This window comes from Thioclava sp. L04-15 (assembly GCF_002020275.1).
GTDB lineage: Bacteria > Pseudomonadota > Alphaproteobacteria > Rhodobacterales > Rhodobacteraceae > Thioclava > Thioclava marina.
Window position 1 is genome coordinate 728,436 of the sequence record NZ_MPZW01000001.1, and the last position, 16,627, is coordinate 745,062.

Consider the following 16,627-nt stretch of genomic DNA (forward strand, 5'->3'; position numbering starts at 1 on the left):
CCGGTTCCTCAGTCGTATTTGCGCTGGTCGTCGATCACCTTGCCATCATTGGGCAGCGAGCCCGGCGCGACAAGCTCGATCACGCCCTTCATCTTCAAGGCTTCGCGAATGCCGCTGTCGAAGCGTGCGGGATCGGAGGCCTCGGTCTCGATCTGCACGGTCATCACGTCCATCTCGCCCTCGCGGGTCGCGACGACCCGGGCCCTGGAAATTTCGGCATGGGCCGCGACGAAGGCGGCGACCTGCTCGGGGCGCACGAACATGCCCTTGATCTTGGTGGTCTGATCGGCGCGGCCCATCCAGCCCTTGATGCGCATATTGGTGCGACCGCAGGGGCTGATCCCGTCCATCACGGCGGAAAGATCGCCTGTCGCGAACCGGATCAGCGGGTAATCCGGGTTGAGCGTGGTTACGACCACTTCGCCAACCTCACCGGGAGCGACCGGGTCACCCGTGCCGGGGCGGACGATTTCGACGATCACACCTTCGTCCACAATCATCCCCTCCATCGCTGCGCTCTCGTAGGCGATATTGCCCAGATCGGCGGTGGCGTAGCATTGCAGGCAGGAAATGCCGCGATCCGCATAGCTCTGGCGCAGACTGGGGAAAAGCGCGCCGCCCGAAACGGTCGCCTTGGTGATCTTGAGCCTCTCGCCCATCTCTTCGGCTTTTTCAAGAATGATACGCAGATAGTCCGGCGTGCCCGCATAGCAGGTGGTGCCGATATCCACGGCGGCGCGGACTTGCAGCTCTGTCTGGCCGGTGCCGGCGGGCAGGACGGCGGCGCCCACGGCGCGTGCGGCGTTCTCGAACATCATGCCGGCAGGCGTCAGATGGTAGCCGAAGCAGTTCTGCACGATGTCGCCGGGTCCGACACCTGCGGCATGGGCGAACCGCCCCAGCCGCCACCAATCGCGGCTTACGTCACCGGGCTCGTAGATCGGGCCGGGCGACTGGAAGATATGGGCGAACGCATGGGCGGGCTTCGTGGTCAGGCCACCGAAGGGCGGCGCGCCCTTCTGTGCGGCCCCGAGATCGGATTTCCGCAGGACCGGGAGCTTCGCGAGCGCACCGCGCGAGGTGACGGAAGACGGATCGACGCCTTCCAGATGTGCCGCGATCCCCGGCGCTCTCATCGCCGCCCCGATCAGCGCGGGAAGGCATTCGGCCAGAGAGGCCTCGCGCGCGTCGGCGCTGCGGGTTTCCAACTCGTCGAAATGCTCAACCATCCCTCGACCCTTTCCATTCGGCGGACAGACCGCCCCCGAGCCGCGCCCGAAATGCTGCGCAGCAATCGTTTAATTTCAATACGTTACGATCACGCCAGCCAACGCTTGCGGCGGCGATAGCTGCGAACGTCCCGGAAGCTCTTGCGGCCCTCGTCCGACATGCCGAGATAGAATTCCTTCACGTCCGGATTCTCGCGCAGATCAGCCGCGGGGCCGTCCATCACGATGCGGCCCGATTCCAGGATATAGCCGTAATGGGCATAGCGCAGCGCGACGTTGGTGTTCTGTTCGGCGAGAAGGAAGGTCACGCCCTCGTTCTCGTTGACCGATTTCACGATCTCGAAGATCTGCTCCACCAGCTGCGGCGCGAGACCCATCGAGGGTTCGTCCAGCAGGATCGTCTCGGGGCGGCTCATCAGCGCGCGACCCATCGCGACCATCTGCTGCTCCCCGCCCGAGGTATAGCCCGCCTGTGATTTGCGGCGCTCCTTCAGGCGCGGGAAATAATTGTAGACCATCTCGAGATCGGCCTGGATCGCGCCCCGCCCGTCCTTGCGGGTATAGGCACCGGTCAGCAGATTTTCCTCGACGGTCAGGTGTTCGAAACAGTGACGGCCTTCCATCACCTGGATCACGCCCTTGCGCACGAGATCGGCAGGGCTCATTTCCTGCACGCGCTCGCCGCGATAGGTGATCGAGCCTTTGGTGACCTCGCCGCGCTCGGATTTGAGCAGGTTGGAGACCGCCTTGAGCGTCGTCGTCTTGCCCGCGCCATTGCCGCCCAGCAGCGCGGTGATCCCGCCCTTGGGAACGTTCAGGCTGACCCCCTTCAGCACGAGGATGACGTGATTGTAGATCACCTCGATATTGTTGACCTCGAGAAGGGTCGTGTCGGTTTTCGCAGCGTCCAGCATGGCTTTCTCCGGGGCGTTGGGGTGGCCCCCGGCGCAAGACGCCGGAGGCCGGTTTGGCTTAGTTGCACCGCTCTGCGATGTTGTTTTCCTTGGCGAAGGCCGCGGAATCTTCGGCGATCAGCGGGTCGATCACGCTCGAATCCGCTGAGATCCAGTCCGAAGCGGCGTCCCATTTGCCGTCAGCCGCGTTCCACTTGTACATGAGGCCCGAGCCCGGACCGCCGTGATCCGCACAGGTCGCCTGGATCGGCTGGGCGAAGTTCGGCAGGCCGAGTTCATTCAGACGCGCCTCGGTCAGGTCGAGCTGTTCGAAACCGTCACGTACCTCTGCCGGCGTGACCGCCGAATGACCGTGGATCTCCTGCGCCTTGCGGATCGCCTCGGAGATGATCATCGCCGCGTACATGCCGCGCGAATAGAGCATCGTGCCCACTTCGTCGCCCGCGCCCGCAGCCTTGCCGGCGTCGATCACGTATTTCTGGATGTCACCATAGACCGGGAAGTCCATGCCCGTGCCGTGGAAGGAAACGGTGGTGTAGCCATCGGCCTTGTCACCAGCCGAGCGCACGTCGTTTTCCGAACCCGACCACCAGATGCCGACGAAGTTCTCCATCGGGAAGCGGATGTTCACGGCTTCCTGGATCGCGACCTGGTTCATAACGCCCCAGCCATACATGATGACGAAATCGGGCTTCGAGCGACGGACCTGCAGCCATTGCGACTTCTGTTCCTGACCCGGATGGTCGACCGGCAGCAATTCGAGTTCGAAACCGTCGCGCTTGGCGAGTTCCTGAAGGGTGCGGATCGGCTCCTTGCCGTAGGCCGAGTTGTGATAGACCAGAGCGATCTTCTTGCCTTCAAGCGAGCCGCCGGCCTTGCCCATCAGGTATTGCTCGATGATCGAGGCGCCGTCCCAGTAGTTGGCCGGGTAGTTGAAGACCCATTCAAATACCTTGCCGTTCGCCGCCGAGGTGCGGCCATAGCCGGGCGTGTACAGAACATGCCCGTCGGCGGTCACTTTCGGAATCAGCTGGTAGGTGATGCCGGTCGAGAGAGGGTTATAGGCCAGTGCGCCGTCGCCCTTGGTCGACTCGTAGCATTCCACACCTTTCTCGGTGTTGTACGCGGTCTCGCATTCCGGCACGCGCACCATCTCGCCGCCGATCCCGCCGTCACGTTCGTTGAGCAGCGTGAAATAGTCGTTGAAGCCATCGGCATAGGGAATGCCGTTCGCGGCGTAGGGGCCGGTGCGATAGCTGAGGTTCGGCACCACCAGCTCGGCGAAGGCCGGAGCCGTGGTCAGCGTCATCGCCGCCGCGACCAGAGCGGTAAAGGTCTTCTTCATAGAGTTCTCCTCCCAGAGATATCTTCGTTCACGCCGGGCTCGTCCCGGTTCTTGGGGTTGTTGGGCGGCCCCGCCTTAGTGCGGGAAGGGCCAAAGCCGGAGTTTCTCTTTCGCCACGCGCCAGAGCTGCGCGAGGCCATGCGGTTCCGCGATCAGGAAGGTCACGATCAGACCGCCGACGATCATCAGCTCGATATGAGCGGCCAGATCGGTCGGCCATCCAAGCGTGCCGACGAGCACGTTCTTGAGGAAGACCGGCAGAAGCACGAGGAAGGCCGCGCCCGCAAACGAACCGAAGATCGAGCCCAGACCGCCGATGATCACCATGAAGAGGATCAGGAAGGATTTCTGGATCCCGAAAGCTTCGCCCACTTCGGCCGCGCCCAGGTAGACCGCGAAGAACAGCGCGCCTGCGATACCGATGAAGAAGGAGCTGACTGCAAAGGCCGAAAGCTTCGTCGTCAGCGGGTTCACCCCGATGATCTCGGCCGCGATATCCATGTCGCGGATCGCCATCCATTTGCGCCCCACCGTGCCGCGCGTCAGGTTGCGAGCCACCAGCGCCACGATCGTCAGCATCACCAGGCAGAACATGTATTTCGCCATCGCCGAGGTCTGCGCACCTGTGACGAACACGCCGAAAACCGTGCGCTCGGGCGCGTTGATCTGACCCGAGGCCGAGTAGTTGTAGAACCACGGCACCTTGTTGAAGAGCCAGACCAGGAAGAACTGCGCCGCCAGCGTGGCCACCGCGAGGTAGAACCCCTTGATGCGCAGGCTCGGCAGGCCGAACAGAACCCCGACCGCAGCCGTGATACCGCCCGCGAGAAGGACGTGGATGAAGATCGACACTTCGGGGAAGGCGGTCATCAGCTTGTAGACGGCATATGCGCCCACAGCCATGAAGCCCCCGGTCCCGAGCGACACCTGCCCCGCATAGCCCACGAGGATGTTCAGACCGATCGCCGCGATGGCGTAGATCAGGAACGGCACCGCGACCGCGTTCGCCCAGTAATCGTTGATCAGCAGCGGCACGACTCCGAAGGCAATCGCCAGCACCACATAGTAACGCAGCCGGTCGAACTTGATCGGGAAAGTCTGGCTGTCCTCCCGGTAGGACGTTTTGAAATCACCTGCTTCGCGGTAAAACATCAGCCTCTCCCTTTCCCGAGGGAGAGACGATGTCCTCCCGTCAGCAGCCGCGCCGGATCCTGACCCAGGCCCAGAGCCCGGCCCCGGCGCCAAGCGCCGCCAGTGCGATATTCAGTGTTTGCAGTTGCGTCGGTTCTTCCGGCGGCGCGGCCAGCGCGATCCAGCCGAAGGCCAGCGCGGCCCCCCAGCCGATCGTGAAAACGGTTGCGCAGGTCTTCATCGGTAACGGTCCTCCCAAAGCTCGTCACGGTGTCGTGACGGCGGGCTCCCTTCCCGTTGACGCCACGACATGTGACAGCTTGTCGCACCCCTGCGCACCGATCAAGAAATTTCTCTCGCTGCAGTTGCATCATGGCTCAGACCCTCTCGATGATCTTCTCGCCGAACAGGCCCTGCGGCCGGAACACGAGGAAGACGAGCGCGAGGACATAGGCGAACCAGTTCTCGGTCGCGCCGCCCAGGAAGGGGGCGCCGATCAGAAGTTCGAACAGTTTTTCGCCCACACCGATGATCAGGCCGCCCACGATGGCGCCCGGGATCGAGGTGAAGCCGCCCAGCATCAGCACCGGAAGCGCCTTGAGCGCGATCAGCGAGAGCGAGAACTGCACGCCCGATTTCGAGCCCCACATGATCCCCGCGACCAGCGCAACGAAGCCCGCGATCGACCAGACGAGGATCCAGATGAAGCGCAGCGAGATCCCGACCGAAAGCGCGGCTTGGTGATCGTCGGCCACGGCGCGCAACGCCCGGCCCTGCTTGGAGTATTGCGAGAACACCGTCAGCGCCGCGACCAGCAGCACCGCCACGACCGCGGCGACGATATCGAGATTGTCGATGAAGAAGCCGTAGCCGAACATGTTGTAGGTGACGGTATCGATTGTCTCGTTGATGCCCTGCGGCAGACCCACATCGAGCGTCTTGATGTCCGACCCCCACATCACGTCCCCGAAGCCTTCGAGGAAATAGGCCATCCCGATCGTCGCCATGAAGAGGATGATCGGAGCCTGGTTCACCAGATGCTTGAGCACCAGCTTCTCGATGATGATGGCGAGCACCACCATCACGCCAGCGGCCAGCAGGATTGCGACGAGTGCCGGCACTTCCCACGGGAAATTCGTGTAATGCTTGCCCGTCATCGCGTTGAGGAGATGGGCGAAGGGCACCTGACCCTTCTGAATGCCGACCAGCGTCAGCGCCGCGAACAGCGCCAGCACGCCCTGCGCATAGTTGAAGATGCCCGAGGCCTTGAAGATCAGCACGAAGCCGAGCGCCACGAGCGCATAAAGCACCCCTGCCATCAGGCCGTTCAGCGTCACCTCAGCGGCGTAGAGAACGATATCAGGCATGACGCGCCTCCGATTTCTGAATTGCGATGCGGATGGTGTCAGTCATGGGCCACCCCCAGATAGGCGTCGATGACGTCCTGATTGTTGCGCACCTCGTCGGGGGTGCCGTCGCCGATCTTCTTGCCGTAATCCATCACCACGACGCGGTCGGAGAGGTCCATGACCACGCCCATGTCGTGTTCGATCAGCACGATCGTGGTGCCGAATTCGTCGTTCACGTCGAGAATGAAGCGGCTCATGTCCTCTTTTTCCTCGACGTTCATCCCCGCCATCGGTTCGTCGAGCAGCAACAGCTTCGGCTCTGCGGCCAGCGCGCGCGCCAGCTCGACCCGCTTCTTGAGGCCATAGGGCAGACGACCGACCGGCGTTTTCCGGATATTCTGGATCTCGAGAAAGTCGATGATCTTCTCGACCTTTTCGCGATGCTCGTCCTCTTCCTTGGCAGCCCCCGTCCACCACCAGCCGGCCTGCGCCAGAAGACCGCTTTTCATATGAGTCAGGCGTCCGGTCATGATGTTGTCGAGCACCGACATGCCATCAAACAAAGCGATGTTCTGGAAGGTCCGGGCGATGCCGAGGCGGGCGACCTGGTAGGGCTTCATCGGCCCGCGCTTGACGCCCTTGAACATCACCTCGCCCTCGGTCGGGATGTAGAAGCCCGAGATCACGTTCAGCATCGAGGATTTGCCCGCGCCGTTCGGACCGATGATCGCGCGGATCTCGCCGTCGCGAATGTCGAAGGAGATGTCCTTGATCGCCACGACCCCGCCGAAGCGCAGCGTGATGTTCTTCATCTCCATGATCACGCCGCCGATCTGGCGGCCGTCGGCGGTGACGTAGCCGTCGCTCATATCGTTCATTCCGCTGCCTCCGCCATCGTCTTCGCCGACACGACCTTCGCATCCGCGATCTTCAGCGTCGCCTTGATCGAGCCCTTGCGGCCGTCCTCGTAGGTCACTTCGGTCTCGGTGTAGATCTCGTCGCGGCCGTCATAGAGCGCCCCGATCAGATCGGCGAATTTCTCGCCGATCACGTTGCGGCGCACCTTGCGGGTGCGGGTCATCTCGCCGTCATCAGCATCGAGTTCCTTGTGCAGGATCAGGAAGCGATGAACCTGACAGCCAGAGAGCATCGGGTCTTCGGCGATACTCGCATTCACCTCTTCGACATGCTCGCGGATCATCTCGTAGACGCGCGGATGACCCGCAAGCTCCTGATAGGAGGCGTAGGAGATGTTGTTGCGCTCGGCCCAGTTGCCGACCGCCGTGAGGTCGATATTGATGAAGGCCGTGCAGCGGTCACGCCCTGCGCCGAACACCACCGCCTCGAGGATCGAGGGATAGAATTTCAGCTTGTTTTCCACGTATTTGGGCGCGAACAGGCGGCCGTCGGCCATCTTGCCCACATCCTTCGCGCGGTCGATGATCCGCAGGTGGCCGGTGTCTTCCTCGAAGAAACCCGCATCGCCCGTCGCGACCCAACCTTCCGGGTCCTTGGTCGAGGCCGTGCTCTCGGCGTTCTTGTAGTATTCCACGAAGGTGCCGGGGCTGCGGTAATAGACCTCGCCATTCTCGCCGATCTTCACCTCGACGCCCGGACTGGGCACGCCCACGGTATCGGCGCGCACTTCGCCATCGGGCTGCTGCGTGATGAAGACCGAGGCCTCGGTCTGACCGTAGAGCTGTTTCAGGTTGATCCCGAGCGAACGATAGAAGGAGAAGATCTCCGGCCCGATCGCCTCGCCCGCCGTGTAACCGACGCGGATGCGCGAGAAACCAAGCGTGTTCTTCAACGGCCCGTAGATGAACAGATTGCCCAGTGCATAGGAAAGACGCTGGCCGAAGCTGACAGGTTTGCCGTCGAGAATATCGGGGCCAACCTCGCGCGCGACTTTCATGTAGCGGTCGAACAGCTTCTTCTTCAGCTTGCCCGCATCTTCCATGCGGATCATCACCGAGGTGAGCTGATTTTCGAACACCCGCGGCGGCGCGAAGAAATAGGTCGGGCCGATCTCGCGCAGGTCGGTCATCATCGTCTCGGGGCTTTCGGGGCAGTTCACGGTGAAACCCGCCCACATCGCCTGACCGATCGAGAAGATGAAGTCCCCCACCCAGGCCATCGGCAGATAGGCGAGTACTTCGTCATTGTGGTTGAGATGGTCGAACTCGCTCGAGGCTTTCGCGGTTTCGATGATGTTGCGGTTCGACAGAACCACGCCTTTCGGCTTCCCGGTCGTGCCCGAGGTGTAGAGCATCACGCAGGTGCTGTCATAGGTCAGCTCGGCGATGCGCTTGTCGAGCTCCGCCTCATAGCGTTGATGGCCAGCACGGCCCTCATCCTGCACGTCCTCCAGCGCATTCATGCGCGAGTGGTCGTATTTCCGCATGCCGCGCTTGTCGGTATACATCACGTGCTTGATGGCGTGGATGCGGTCTTCGATCTCGACGATCTTGTCGACCTGTTCCTGATCGCCGCACACGACGAAGCGCGCGCCGCAATGTTCCATCACATAGGCCATCTCTTCGGCCGCTGCGTCCTGATAGAGCGGCACAGGGACCGCGCCACACATCTGCGCGGCCACCATCGACCAGTAATGCATCGGACGGTTACGCCCGATGATGGCGATATGATCGCCCCGTTCCACGCCAAGGCTCAGGAAGCCAAGCGCCATGGAGCGGATTTCCTCCGCCGCCTGCGCCCAGGTCCAGCTCTGCCAGATGCCGAATTCCTTTTCGCGATAGGCGGGGTAGCCGCCATATCGGGCCACGTTCCGCGCCAAAAGCGCAGGAATCGATTGGGCAGATGTCTGCCCCTTCGCGACTGCGTCAGCCAAATTTTCCTCCCTCGCGCCGGTTGCCCGGCGTCCCTTTCCGCACAGGGCGAATCCTCCGCGCCCAGTTCGGCATGAGCGAAGACTGGCTGTCAAAGTTTTCGTGATCTTTTCGTGATTCTAACGAATTCTTACAGCTTCGCTGCGCAGCGAAACGCTCTTTGCCACGACCTTTGCGAATGCTACGCACACGGTTGGAGCGGGAGGTAAAGACGTGAGCGAAACGAGCCGCGAGAGGCTGACTCAGGCTGGGTTGAACCTGATCGGTCAGGCGCTGTCGATCTTCGACAGCGATCTGCGGCTGGCGGTCTCGAACCGCCAGTACCAGCTGATGTTCAATCTCCCCGAAGACCTCACGCGCCCCGGAACCTCCTTCGAAGACACGATCCGCTTTCTCGTGGCGCGCGGCGAATATGGGGAGGTCGATGATTTCGAGGTCGCCGTGCGCGAGCGCGTCGAGACCGCGCGGGCCTTCGAGGCCCATTACATGGAGCGGATGCGCGCCAATGGCCGGACGATTTCGGTGGAGGGCGCGCCGCTGCCGCAAGGCGGCTGGATCACCGTCTATACCGACATCACCGAAATCAAACGGCAGGAATCGCTTCTGCGTGCCCGCTCCGAGGAACTGTCCGGCCAGCTTCTCGATCACACGGAGGCGCTAGCGGCCGCGAACCGTGAACTTGCGGCGACCAACGCGGCGCTGGAGGAAACCTCGCGCCAACTCGCCATAACGGAGGCGCGCACCCGCCAGGTCACCGAGATGACCCCCGCCCATATTGCGCGGGTCGATCGCGATCTCACCTATACCTTTTCGAACCGCCGCCTCTCATCGGTCATGCCCGGGTCGCTCGCCGATGCCGTCGGCCGTCATGCAAACGAGGCTCTCGGCGCCGGAACCTTCGCCAAGATCGAACCGGGCTTCACCAAGGCCTTCGCCGGAGAGGCCAATGTGATCGAGATCACCCACGACCCGTCGGGCCGCCGGATCCGCATCGCGCTGACCCCCGACCGGGACGCCGAGGGCGCGGTGATCGGCGTCTTCATCCTCTCGACCGACGTCACCCACGAGGCACAGGCGCGAGCAGCACTCGCACAGGCCAGCAAACGCGAACTGGCGGCGAAACTCTCCTCGGGGCTCGCGCATGATTTCGCCAACCTGCTGACGATCATCCTGGGGCTGCAAGGGCGGCTCGAACGGATGGAGGATCTTGCTCCCGAGGCACATGAGGCGATCCGCGCGACGCTGGCCGCCGCGCGACGTGGCGGCACGCTCCTTGACCGGATCGCCGCCATCTCGGGCCCCCGCGAGCTGCGCCCAGAAGCGGTCATCCTGTCCGATCTGCTCGACGATCTCGCGGCGATGGCCGGACCCACGCTTCACGGACCGATCACGCTCGAGATCAATATCGAAGGTCTCGACGCGCCGATCCTGCTGGATCCCGGTCCGCTCCAGGACAGTCTCCTGAACCTGATCCTCAATGCCAATGACGCGATGCGCGAAACCGGCGGCACGATCGCGATCACGGCTCATCCGGTGCGCGACACCTGGGTCGAGATCTCCGTCAGCGATCAGGGGCCGGGATTTTCGCGCGAGGCGCTCGAACACGCGCTCGACCCGTTCTTCACCACGAAGGGCAGCGAAGGCTCGGGGCTTGGCCTGTCGATGGTCTACGACCAGACCAAGCTTGCGGGCGGAACGGTGAGGCTGCGCAATACCGGGAAAGGCGCGCAGGTCACTTTGCGCCTGCCGCTGCGCGAAGTCGCAGCTCAGCCAGCGCCGATGCTCGTCCTGCTTGTCGAGGATGACGAGGATATCCGTGCGACGACCCGCGACATGCTGCGCTCGATGGATCACACCGTGATCGAGGCTGGCACCGTCGCCGAGGCCGAGGCGCTGCTGTCCCTGCCCGATATCGGGGTCGTGCTTTCGGATATCCAACTTCCCGACGGGCGGACAGGGGTGGACCTTGCCCGCGCCATCGGCGATCAGGTGCCCGTGATCCTGATGACCTCGCTGCCCCCGGGCGACGCATTGCGCGCTGCGGCCCCCTGCCCGGTCATCCAGAAACCTTTCACGGCCGCCCAACTCGCGGCCATGCTTGTCGGAGCCCGCGGATGAATGCCGATTTGCCCCTTGTCGCCATTCTCGACGATGAACCCGAGATCCGACGGATGCTGTCGGATGCGCTGGAAGAAGCAGGCTTCCGCACCCAATCCTATGCCCGTGCGACCGAGTTCGAGGCGGGACTGAAGCGCTCTTCGCCCGATGTCTGCCTCGTCGATCTGGGCCTGCCCGATCGCGACGGGCTGGCGCTGGTGCATCGGCTGGCGCTGGAATCGGGCGCTGCGATCATCATCATCTCCGGGCGCGCGCAGGTGCAGGACCGCGTGACGGGGCTGGAACTGGGCGCGGATGACTACATCATCAAGCCCTTCGATCCGGCCGAGGTGGTGGCCCGCATCCGCGCGCGCCTGCGCAAGGGCCGCACCGAGAGCCCGAGCGTTTCGCAGACCGCGCATTTCGCGGGGTGGACTGCACATTTCGACCGCTACGTTCTGATCGACGAGGCCGGACGCGAAACCTCTTTCTCCCATGCCGAGGGTGAGGTTCTACGACTATTCCTCGAAAGCCCGAACCGACTGATCACCCGCGCACAAATGCAGGAATCCCTCGGCGGCGCCGCGGGCGAGAGCTTCGACCGAGCGATGGATGTGCGGATCTCACGTCTGCGCACAAAGCTTGGCGAAGACCCGAAGAACCCACGCCTGATCAAGACCATCTACGGCGCGGGCTACATCTTCCTCGGCGAGGTACGTTGGGGCTGAACCTTCGCGTTAACCCTTTTGTTCTGGCCAAGGCGGCCGGGTTCTGATTCACTTCACGAAATCGGGATGTTCGGAGCACTGCCATGCTCAACCTCATTCTTCATACGCCGGAAGCCCGGCGGTTCTACCGCGTCGAGATCTCCGACAATCTCTTCGGGGAGTATACCGTGCTGCGCGAATGGGGGATGCAAGGCCACGCCGGAAGCCAGTGCCTTCGCTGGTTTTCGAACCTGCGCGACGCCGTGACTGCGGCCGAAACCTTCCGCCGACGTGCCCAGCGGCGCGGCTACCGGCTGAGCGAGGCCGCTGCCGGCAAGGCCAGCGCCTGAGCGCAATCGTCAACCCTCGGGGGTCGACTTGTCGCCCTTTTCATCGCGCTTGATCTTTGCCCGGATCTTCTCGAGCCGCGCTTTCAGACGCATCCGCCGACGGTTCTGATAGGCGGTAATGATCGGCAGGGAGATGTAGTAGCAGATCGTCGCCGCGACCACGCCTGGACCCAACCCGCCCACCAGATAGGGCAGCCAGACATCGGTGAAGAAACGTTCGAGCCCGCCCCATTCGGCATGGGCCGGGGTGAACATTGCCCAGAAATTATGAAGCAGATCGTGGCTCGCCGCCTGGAAGGTCGTGAGCAGCCCCTCGGGCGCCGCCCCGCGGTCCAGCCGGTCCCCAAGGATCTTGTGGCCGAGCTTTGTCGAGAAGACCGCGATGATCGGGAAGGTGACCGGGTTTCCAAAGAAGGTCGCAAGGATCGCGGCAAGGATATTGCCGCGCATGATCCAGGCCACCGTCGCGGCGCTCAGGAAGTGAAAGCCAAAGAGCGGCGTGAAGGACACGAAGACCCCCGCCCAGACCCCGCGCGCGATCCGGTGCGGTCTGTCGGGCAGGCGGTTCACCCGGTGCTTGACGTATTGGAACGCCCGCGACCAGCCGGATTTCGGCCAGATCGCCTCGCGCAGGTTTTCCCACACGCCCCGTTTCTCGCGTCGTCTGAAGACCACGCTGCCGTCCTTTCCCCCCGCCCGACGCCATGCGCGTCAGGGTTTGCGCGACAGGTCTCGTATCCGCTCTACATGCGCCACGTCGCTTTCCGCCTCAAGCGCGGTCAGCAGCCGGTGCATGTGCTCGGCATCGCACAGCTCGACCTCGACCAGAAGCGAATAGAAATCCGGTTTCCGGTCGATGAAATTGAGATCCGAAATATTGGCCTTCTGCTGCCCAATCAAGGTGCAGATATGTCCCAGCACCCCCGCATCGTTCGAGATCGTGACCTTGAGCGTCGCGGTATAGACCGGCGGGTGATGGCCCGTCTTCCAGTGAAGATCGACCCAGCGCTCGGGCTGATCCTCGAATTCCTCCAGCGCGGGGCAGTCGATCGCATGGATCACCACACCCTTGCCGCGATAGGTGATGCCGATGATCCGCTCGCCCGGCAAGGGTTGGCAGCAATCGGCGCGGCGGAAACTCTGATCAGCGCCAAGCCCCAGAACCGCGCGCGTCGGCTCGATCTCGGCTTCATTCTGACGCGCGGCAAGCTCGGGATAAAGCGCCTCCAGGACAACCGAGGTCGCAAGCTCGGCCGAACCCAGACGCGCCAGAACCTCATCCTCATCGGCAAGCCCCAGCGTCTTCGCCGCCGTCCGCAACGCCTTGTCGGAAACCTTGCGGCCCACATGCTCGAACGCCACCCGGGCCAATTCGTGACCGAGCTTGATGAAGCGATCGCGATCTTCCTCGCGCAGGCTCTTGCGGATCGCGGCCTTCGCCCGTCCCGTCGCCACGATGTCGAGCCAGGTAAGCTGCGGACGCTGGCCCGACGCGGTGATCACCTCGACCGATTGCCCGTTCTTCAGCCGCGTCCAGAGCGGCACCCGGATACCATCGACCTTCGCGCCGACACAGCTGTTGCCGATCCGCGTGTGGATTGCATAGGCGAAATCGATCGGGGTCGCCCCCTTGGGCAGCTTCACCACATCGCCCTTGGGCGTGAAGCAGAAGACCTGATCGGAATACATCTCGAGTTTGACGTTCTCGAGAAACTCGTCGTGATCGCCCTCGCCTTCCGAGAATCGCTCCGTCAGCGAGGTGAGCCATTTCGCCGGATCGACCGCGAAGGGGTTCGCTGCGCGTTCACCATCGCGATAGGACCAGTGCGCGGCAACGCCGGCCTCGGCGACCTCGTGCATCTGGCGCGTGCGGATCTGCACCTCGACGCGCTTGCCGTCGCGGCCCGACACCGTGGTGTGGATCGAGCGATAGCCGTTCGTCTTGGGCTGGCTGATGTAATCCTTGAAGCGCGTCGGCACCGCGCGCCAGCGATGATGGATAAGCCCGAGCACGCGATAGCAATCCATCTCGTTGCGGGTGATGACGCGGAAACCGTAGATATCGGAGAGGCGCGAGAAGGTAAGCTGCTTTTCTTCCATCTTGCGCCAGATCGAATAGGGGCGCTTGGCGCGGCCGAAAACGTCCGCCTCGATGCCCTCGTCCTCCAGCAGCGCCCGGATATCGGCGGTGATCTGCGGGATCACATCGCCGGTTTCCTTCTGTAGCGAAACGAAACGACGGATGATCGAGGTGCGCGCCTCTGGGTTGAGCACCTTGAAGGCGAGGTCTTCAAGCTCCTCGCGCATCCACTGCATCCCCATCCGGCCCGCGAGCGGCGCATAGATCTCCATCGTCTCGCGCGCCTTTTGGGCCTGCTTCTCGACGCGCATCGCGCGGATCGTGCGCATGTTGTGCAGTCGGTCGGCAAGCTTCACGAGGATCACCCGCAGATCCTTCGACATCGCCATGAACAGCTTGCGGAAGTTCTCCGCCTGCTTCGAGGCCGCGTTCGACAGTTGCAGGTTGGTCAGCTTGGTGACGCCATCGACCAGTTCGGCGATCTCTTCACCAAAGAGCCGCGCGACCTCGGTATAGGTCGAGCGCGTGTCCTCGATCGTGTCGTGCAGAAGGGCCGTGATGATCGTCGCATCATCCAGCCGCTGTTCGGTCAGGATCGCGGCGACGGCGACGGGATGGGTGAAATAAGGCTCGCCCGAGTGGCGAAACTGCCCCTCATGCATTTCCTTTCCGTAGGCATAAGCCTTGCGGATCAGATCGGCATCGGTCTGGGGATTGTAGTTGCGGACGAGCGCGATCAGGTCTTCGACGTCGATCATTCGCGCGCGTTCCGACCTTTCTGGCGATTACTCGCGGCCCTGCGCATCCATAAGCGCGCGCAGCATACGCTCTTCGCTCATGTCGTCCTCGACAGCGCGATCGGGGCTCTCGCCGCCCATCAGCATAGCCATCGAGTCCTCTTCGGGCTCGTCGACCTCGATCTGGGTCTGGTTGCTCTCGATCAGACGCTCGCGCAGATCCTCGGCCGACTGGGTTTCCTCGGCGATTTCGCGCAGGGCGACGACGGGGTTCTTGTCGTTGTCGCGGTCGATCGTGATCGGGGCGCCAGCCGCAATTTCGCGGGCACGATGCGAAGCAAGCATCACCAGCTCGAAGCGGTTCGGAACCTTATCAACGCAATCTTCAACCGTCACGCGGGCCATGGGTCTCTCCAGAAGAACTCGGATTGAGAGGTCTACTTAGGCGCTGCAACTGCGAAAGACAAGCGTTCATTGGCCCGAACGGGTCGCTCAAAGGGGCTCGATCGAAGCTTTTTCGGCCTCTGGGAGCGTCGCAAGCATTTCCATGACGGTCAGCCCGCTGACCGGATGGCGCCATAGCGGCGCGATATCGGAGAAGGGAATCAGCACGAAACCGCGTTCGTGCAGCCGCGGATGCGGCAGGATCAGCTCTTCGGGCGCGTCACGCATCTGACGTTCGAGCGGCAAATCGCGCCAGTGCGTCCAGGTTTCGAAGTCGGGACAGACCTGGTCCCCGACCGCCAAAAGGTCCAGATCAAGCCCCCGAGAAGCCCAGCGTCCGTCACGCTGGCGGCCAAACTCGTTTTCTACCTTATGGAGAGTCGCGAGGATCGCATCTCTTTGCAAATCGCTTCGCACCTTGCAAACGGCGTTCACATAGTCCGGGCCGCTCCCGCTTGGAAACGCCGGAGTTCGCCAAAAGCGACTTATCGCGACAAACGAAAAACCAAGTTCTCCCAAACGACAAAGCGCTGCCCCAAGGGAAACTTCCGGCCTTCCCACTGCGCTCGGGAGATTTCCCCCAAGTGCGATATATGAGAGGGTGTCCATATAGACAGATTCCGTTTTCATCGCGAATTGCGATATGTCGAACAACACATCTGGTTCGCCCTACTGATATGCGCAAGCGCTTTTACCCAATTCGCTTTGACTCACGCAAACAGGTTTCGGGCTTCAGGACTTACCTGCGCGAGAGGAATGCATGTTCTATAAGGACGAACGGCTAGCCCTATTCATCGACGGCTCAAATCTTTATGCCGCCGCAAAGGCTCTTGGCTTCGATATTGATTACAAGCTTCTGCGTCAGGAATTCGAGCGCCGCGGAAAACTGGTCCGCGCCTTCTATTACACGGCGCTTCTCGAAAACGAGGAATATTCTCCGATCCGCCCGCTGGTGGATTGGCTGAACTACAACGGCTTCGCGATGGTGACGAAACCTGCCAAGGAATACACCGATTCCATGGGGCGCCGCAAAGTGAAGGGCAACATGGATATCGAGCTCGCCGTGGATGCGATGGAGCTCGCGCCGCGCCTCGATCATATCGTGTTGTTCTCGGGTGACGGCGATTTCCGTCCGCTGGTCGAAAGCCTGCAGCGTCAGGGTTGCCGCGTTTCGGTCGTCTCGACCATCCGCAGCCAGCCGCCGATGATTGCCGACGAACTGCGCCGTCAGGCCGATAATTTCATCGAGCTCGACGCACTTCGCGACGTGATCGGTCGCCCTCCGCGCGAGCCGCGCGACGATGACACCAGCACGGAAAACTGATCCGGGCCTGACGCTGGACGCAAAACATGATTGAAAGGGCGCGCGGAGTTCCCGCGCGCCCTTCGTCTTTT

At 62.5% G+C, this 16,627-nt stretch carries 16 protein-coding genes; 4 read left to right on the plus strand and 12 right to left on the minus strand.

The genetic code is table 11. The features are described 5' to 3' along the window. Positions 1–8: 8 nt before the first annotated feature. The 8 genes from BMI90_RS03595 to BMI90_RS03630 all read right to left on the minus strand — a co-directional run bounded on the left by BMI90_RS03595 (position 9) and on the right by BMI90_RS03630 (position 8,819). Complete coding sequence (locus tag BMI90_RS03595) at positions 9–1,229, minus strand: AMP-binding protein (RefSeq protein ID WP_078526100.1); 1,221 nt, start codon at positions 1,227–1,229, stop codon at positions 9–11. Between the two features lie 89 nt (positions 1,230–1,318). Then, positions 1,319–2,143 carry an ABC transporter ATP-binding protein gene (locus BMI90_RS03600; RefSeq protein ID WP_038075036.1) on the minus strand — a complete coding sequence of 275 codons (825 nt, stop codon included), beginning with the start codon at positions 2,141–2,143 and terminating at the stop codon, positions 1,319–1,321. A gap of 58 nt (positions 2,144–2,201) precedes the next feature. Then, entirely contained in the window at positions 2,202–3,488 is a 1,287-nt protein-coding gene (locus BMI90_RS03605; protein WP_078526103.1) for an ABC transporter substrate-binding protein, read from the minus strand. A gap of 75 nt (positions 3,489–3,563) precedes the next feature. Beyond that, positions 3,564–4,640, minus strand: coding sequence for a branched-chain amino acid ABC transporter permease (locus tag BMI90_RS03610; protein ID WP_078526106.1), 1,077 nt, complete (start codon positions 4,638–4,640; stop codon positions 3,564–3,566). Positions 4,641–4,680: 40 nt separating this feature from the next. Further along, entirely contained in the window at positions 4,681–4,860 is a 180-nt protein-coding gene (locus BMI90_RS03615) for a hypothetical protein (RefSeq protein ID WP_038075043.1), read from the minus strand. A 136-nt stretch (positions 4,861–4,996) separates the two neighbouring features. After that, positions 4,997–5,986 carry a branched-chain amino acid ABC transporter permease gene (locus BMI90_RS03620; RefSeq protein ID WP_078526108.1) on the minus strand — a complete coding sequence of 330 codons (990 nt, stop codon included), beginning with the start codon at positions 5,984–5,986 and terminating at the stop codon, positions 4,997–4,999. A 38-nt stretch (positions 5,987–6,024) separates the two neighbouring features. After that, positions 6,025–6,846, minus strand: coding sequence for an ABC transporter ATP-binding protein (locus BMI90_RS03625; RefSeq protein WP_078526110.1), 822 nt, complete (start codon positions 6,844–6,846; stop codon positions 6,025–6,027). Then, positions 6,843–8,819 (minus strand): long-chain fatty acid--CoA ligase, encoded by a 1,977-nt coding sequence (locus BMI90_RS03630; protein WP_078526112.1) that lies wholly within the window; start codon positions 8,817–8,819, stop codon positions 6,843–6,845. The genes BMI90_RS03625 and BMI90_RS03630 overlap by 4 nt, the downstream gene beginning before the upstream one ends. Before the next feature lie 211 nt (positions 8,820–9,030). On the opposite strand from BMI90_RS03630, the gene BMI90_RS03635 reads away from it, so the two are divergent. From BMI90_RS03635 to BMI90_RS03645, 3 genes are all read left to right on the plus strand, one after another. Then, entirely contained in the window at positions 9,031–10,935 is a 1,905-nt protein-coding gene (locus BMI90_RS03635) for a PAS-domain containing protein (RefSeq protein WP_078526114.1), read from the plus strand. Beyond that, on the plus strand, positions 10,932–11,642 hold the full coding sequence (locus BMI90_RS03640) for a response regulator transcription factor (RefSeq protein WP_078526116.1): 711 nt from the start codon (positions 10,932–10,934) through the stop codon (positions 11,640–11,642). Before BMI90_RS03635 ends, BMI90_RS03640 begins: the two co-directional genes overlap by 4 nt. 83 nt (positions 11,643–11,725) lie before the next feature. Further along, positions 11,726–11,971: a WGR domain-containing protein gene (locus BMI90_RS03645; protein ID WP_078526118.1), complete on the plus strand. Its 246-nt coding sequence runs from the start codon at positions 11,726–11,728 to the stop codon at positions 11,969–11,971. 9 nt (positions 11,972–11,980) lie between these two features. On the opposite strand, the gene BMI90_RS03650 is transcribed toward BMI90_RS03645, so the two are convergent. The 4 genes from BMI90_RS03650 to folK form a co-directional block, all read right to left on the minus strand. Next, the gene (locus BMI90_RS03650) at positions 11,981–12,646 is read right to left on the minus strand and encodes a DUF2062 domain-containing protein (protein ID WP_078526120.1); all 666 of its coding nucleotides are present in this window, start codon (positions 12,644–12,646) and stop codon (positions 11,981–11,983) included. A gap of 36 nt (positions 12,647–12,682) precedes the next feature. Beyond that, positions 12,683–14,809, minus strand: a complete 2,127-nt coding sequence (locus BMI90_RS03655; RefSeq protein ID WP_078526122.1) for a bifunctional (p)ppGpp synthetase/guanosine-3',5'-bis(diphosphate) 3'-pyrophosphohydrolase — start codon at positions 14,807–14,809, stop codon at positions 12,683–12,685. Positions 14,810–14,836: 27 nt separating this feature from the next. Then, positions 14,837–15,193 (minus strand): DNA-directed RNA polymerase subunit omega, encoded by a 357-nt coding sequence (gene rpoZ, locus BMI90_RS03660; protein ID WP_078526124.1) that lies wholly within the window; start codon positions 15,191–15,193, stop codon positions 14,837–14,839. Between the two features lie 87 nt (positions 15,194–15,280). Beyond that, positions 15,281–15,862: a 2-amino-4-hydroxy-6-hydroxymethyldihydropteridine diphosphokinase gene (folK, locus tag BMI90_RS03665; RefSeq protein ID WP_246831480.1), complete on the minus strand. Its 582-nt coding sequence runs from the start codon at positions 15,860–15,862 to the stop codon at positions 15,281–15,283. Between the two features lie 130 nt (positions 15,863–15,992). On the opposite strand from folK, the gene BMI90_RS03670 reads away from it, so the two are divergent. Next, entirely contained in the window at positions 15,993–16,556 is a 564-nt protein-coding gene (locus BMI90_RS03670; RefSeq protein ID WP_078526126.1) for an NYN domain-containing protein, read from the plus strand. Positions 16,557–16,627 lie beyond the last annotated feature (71 nt).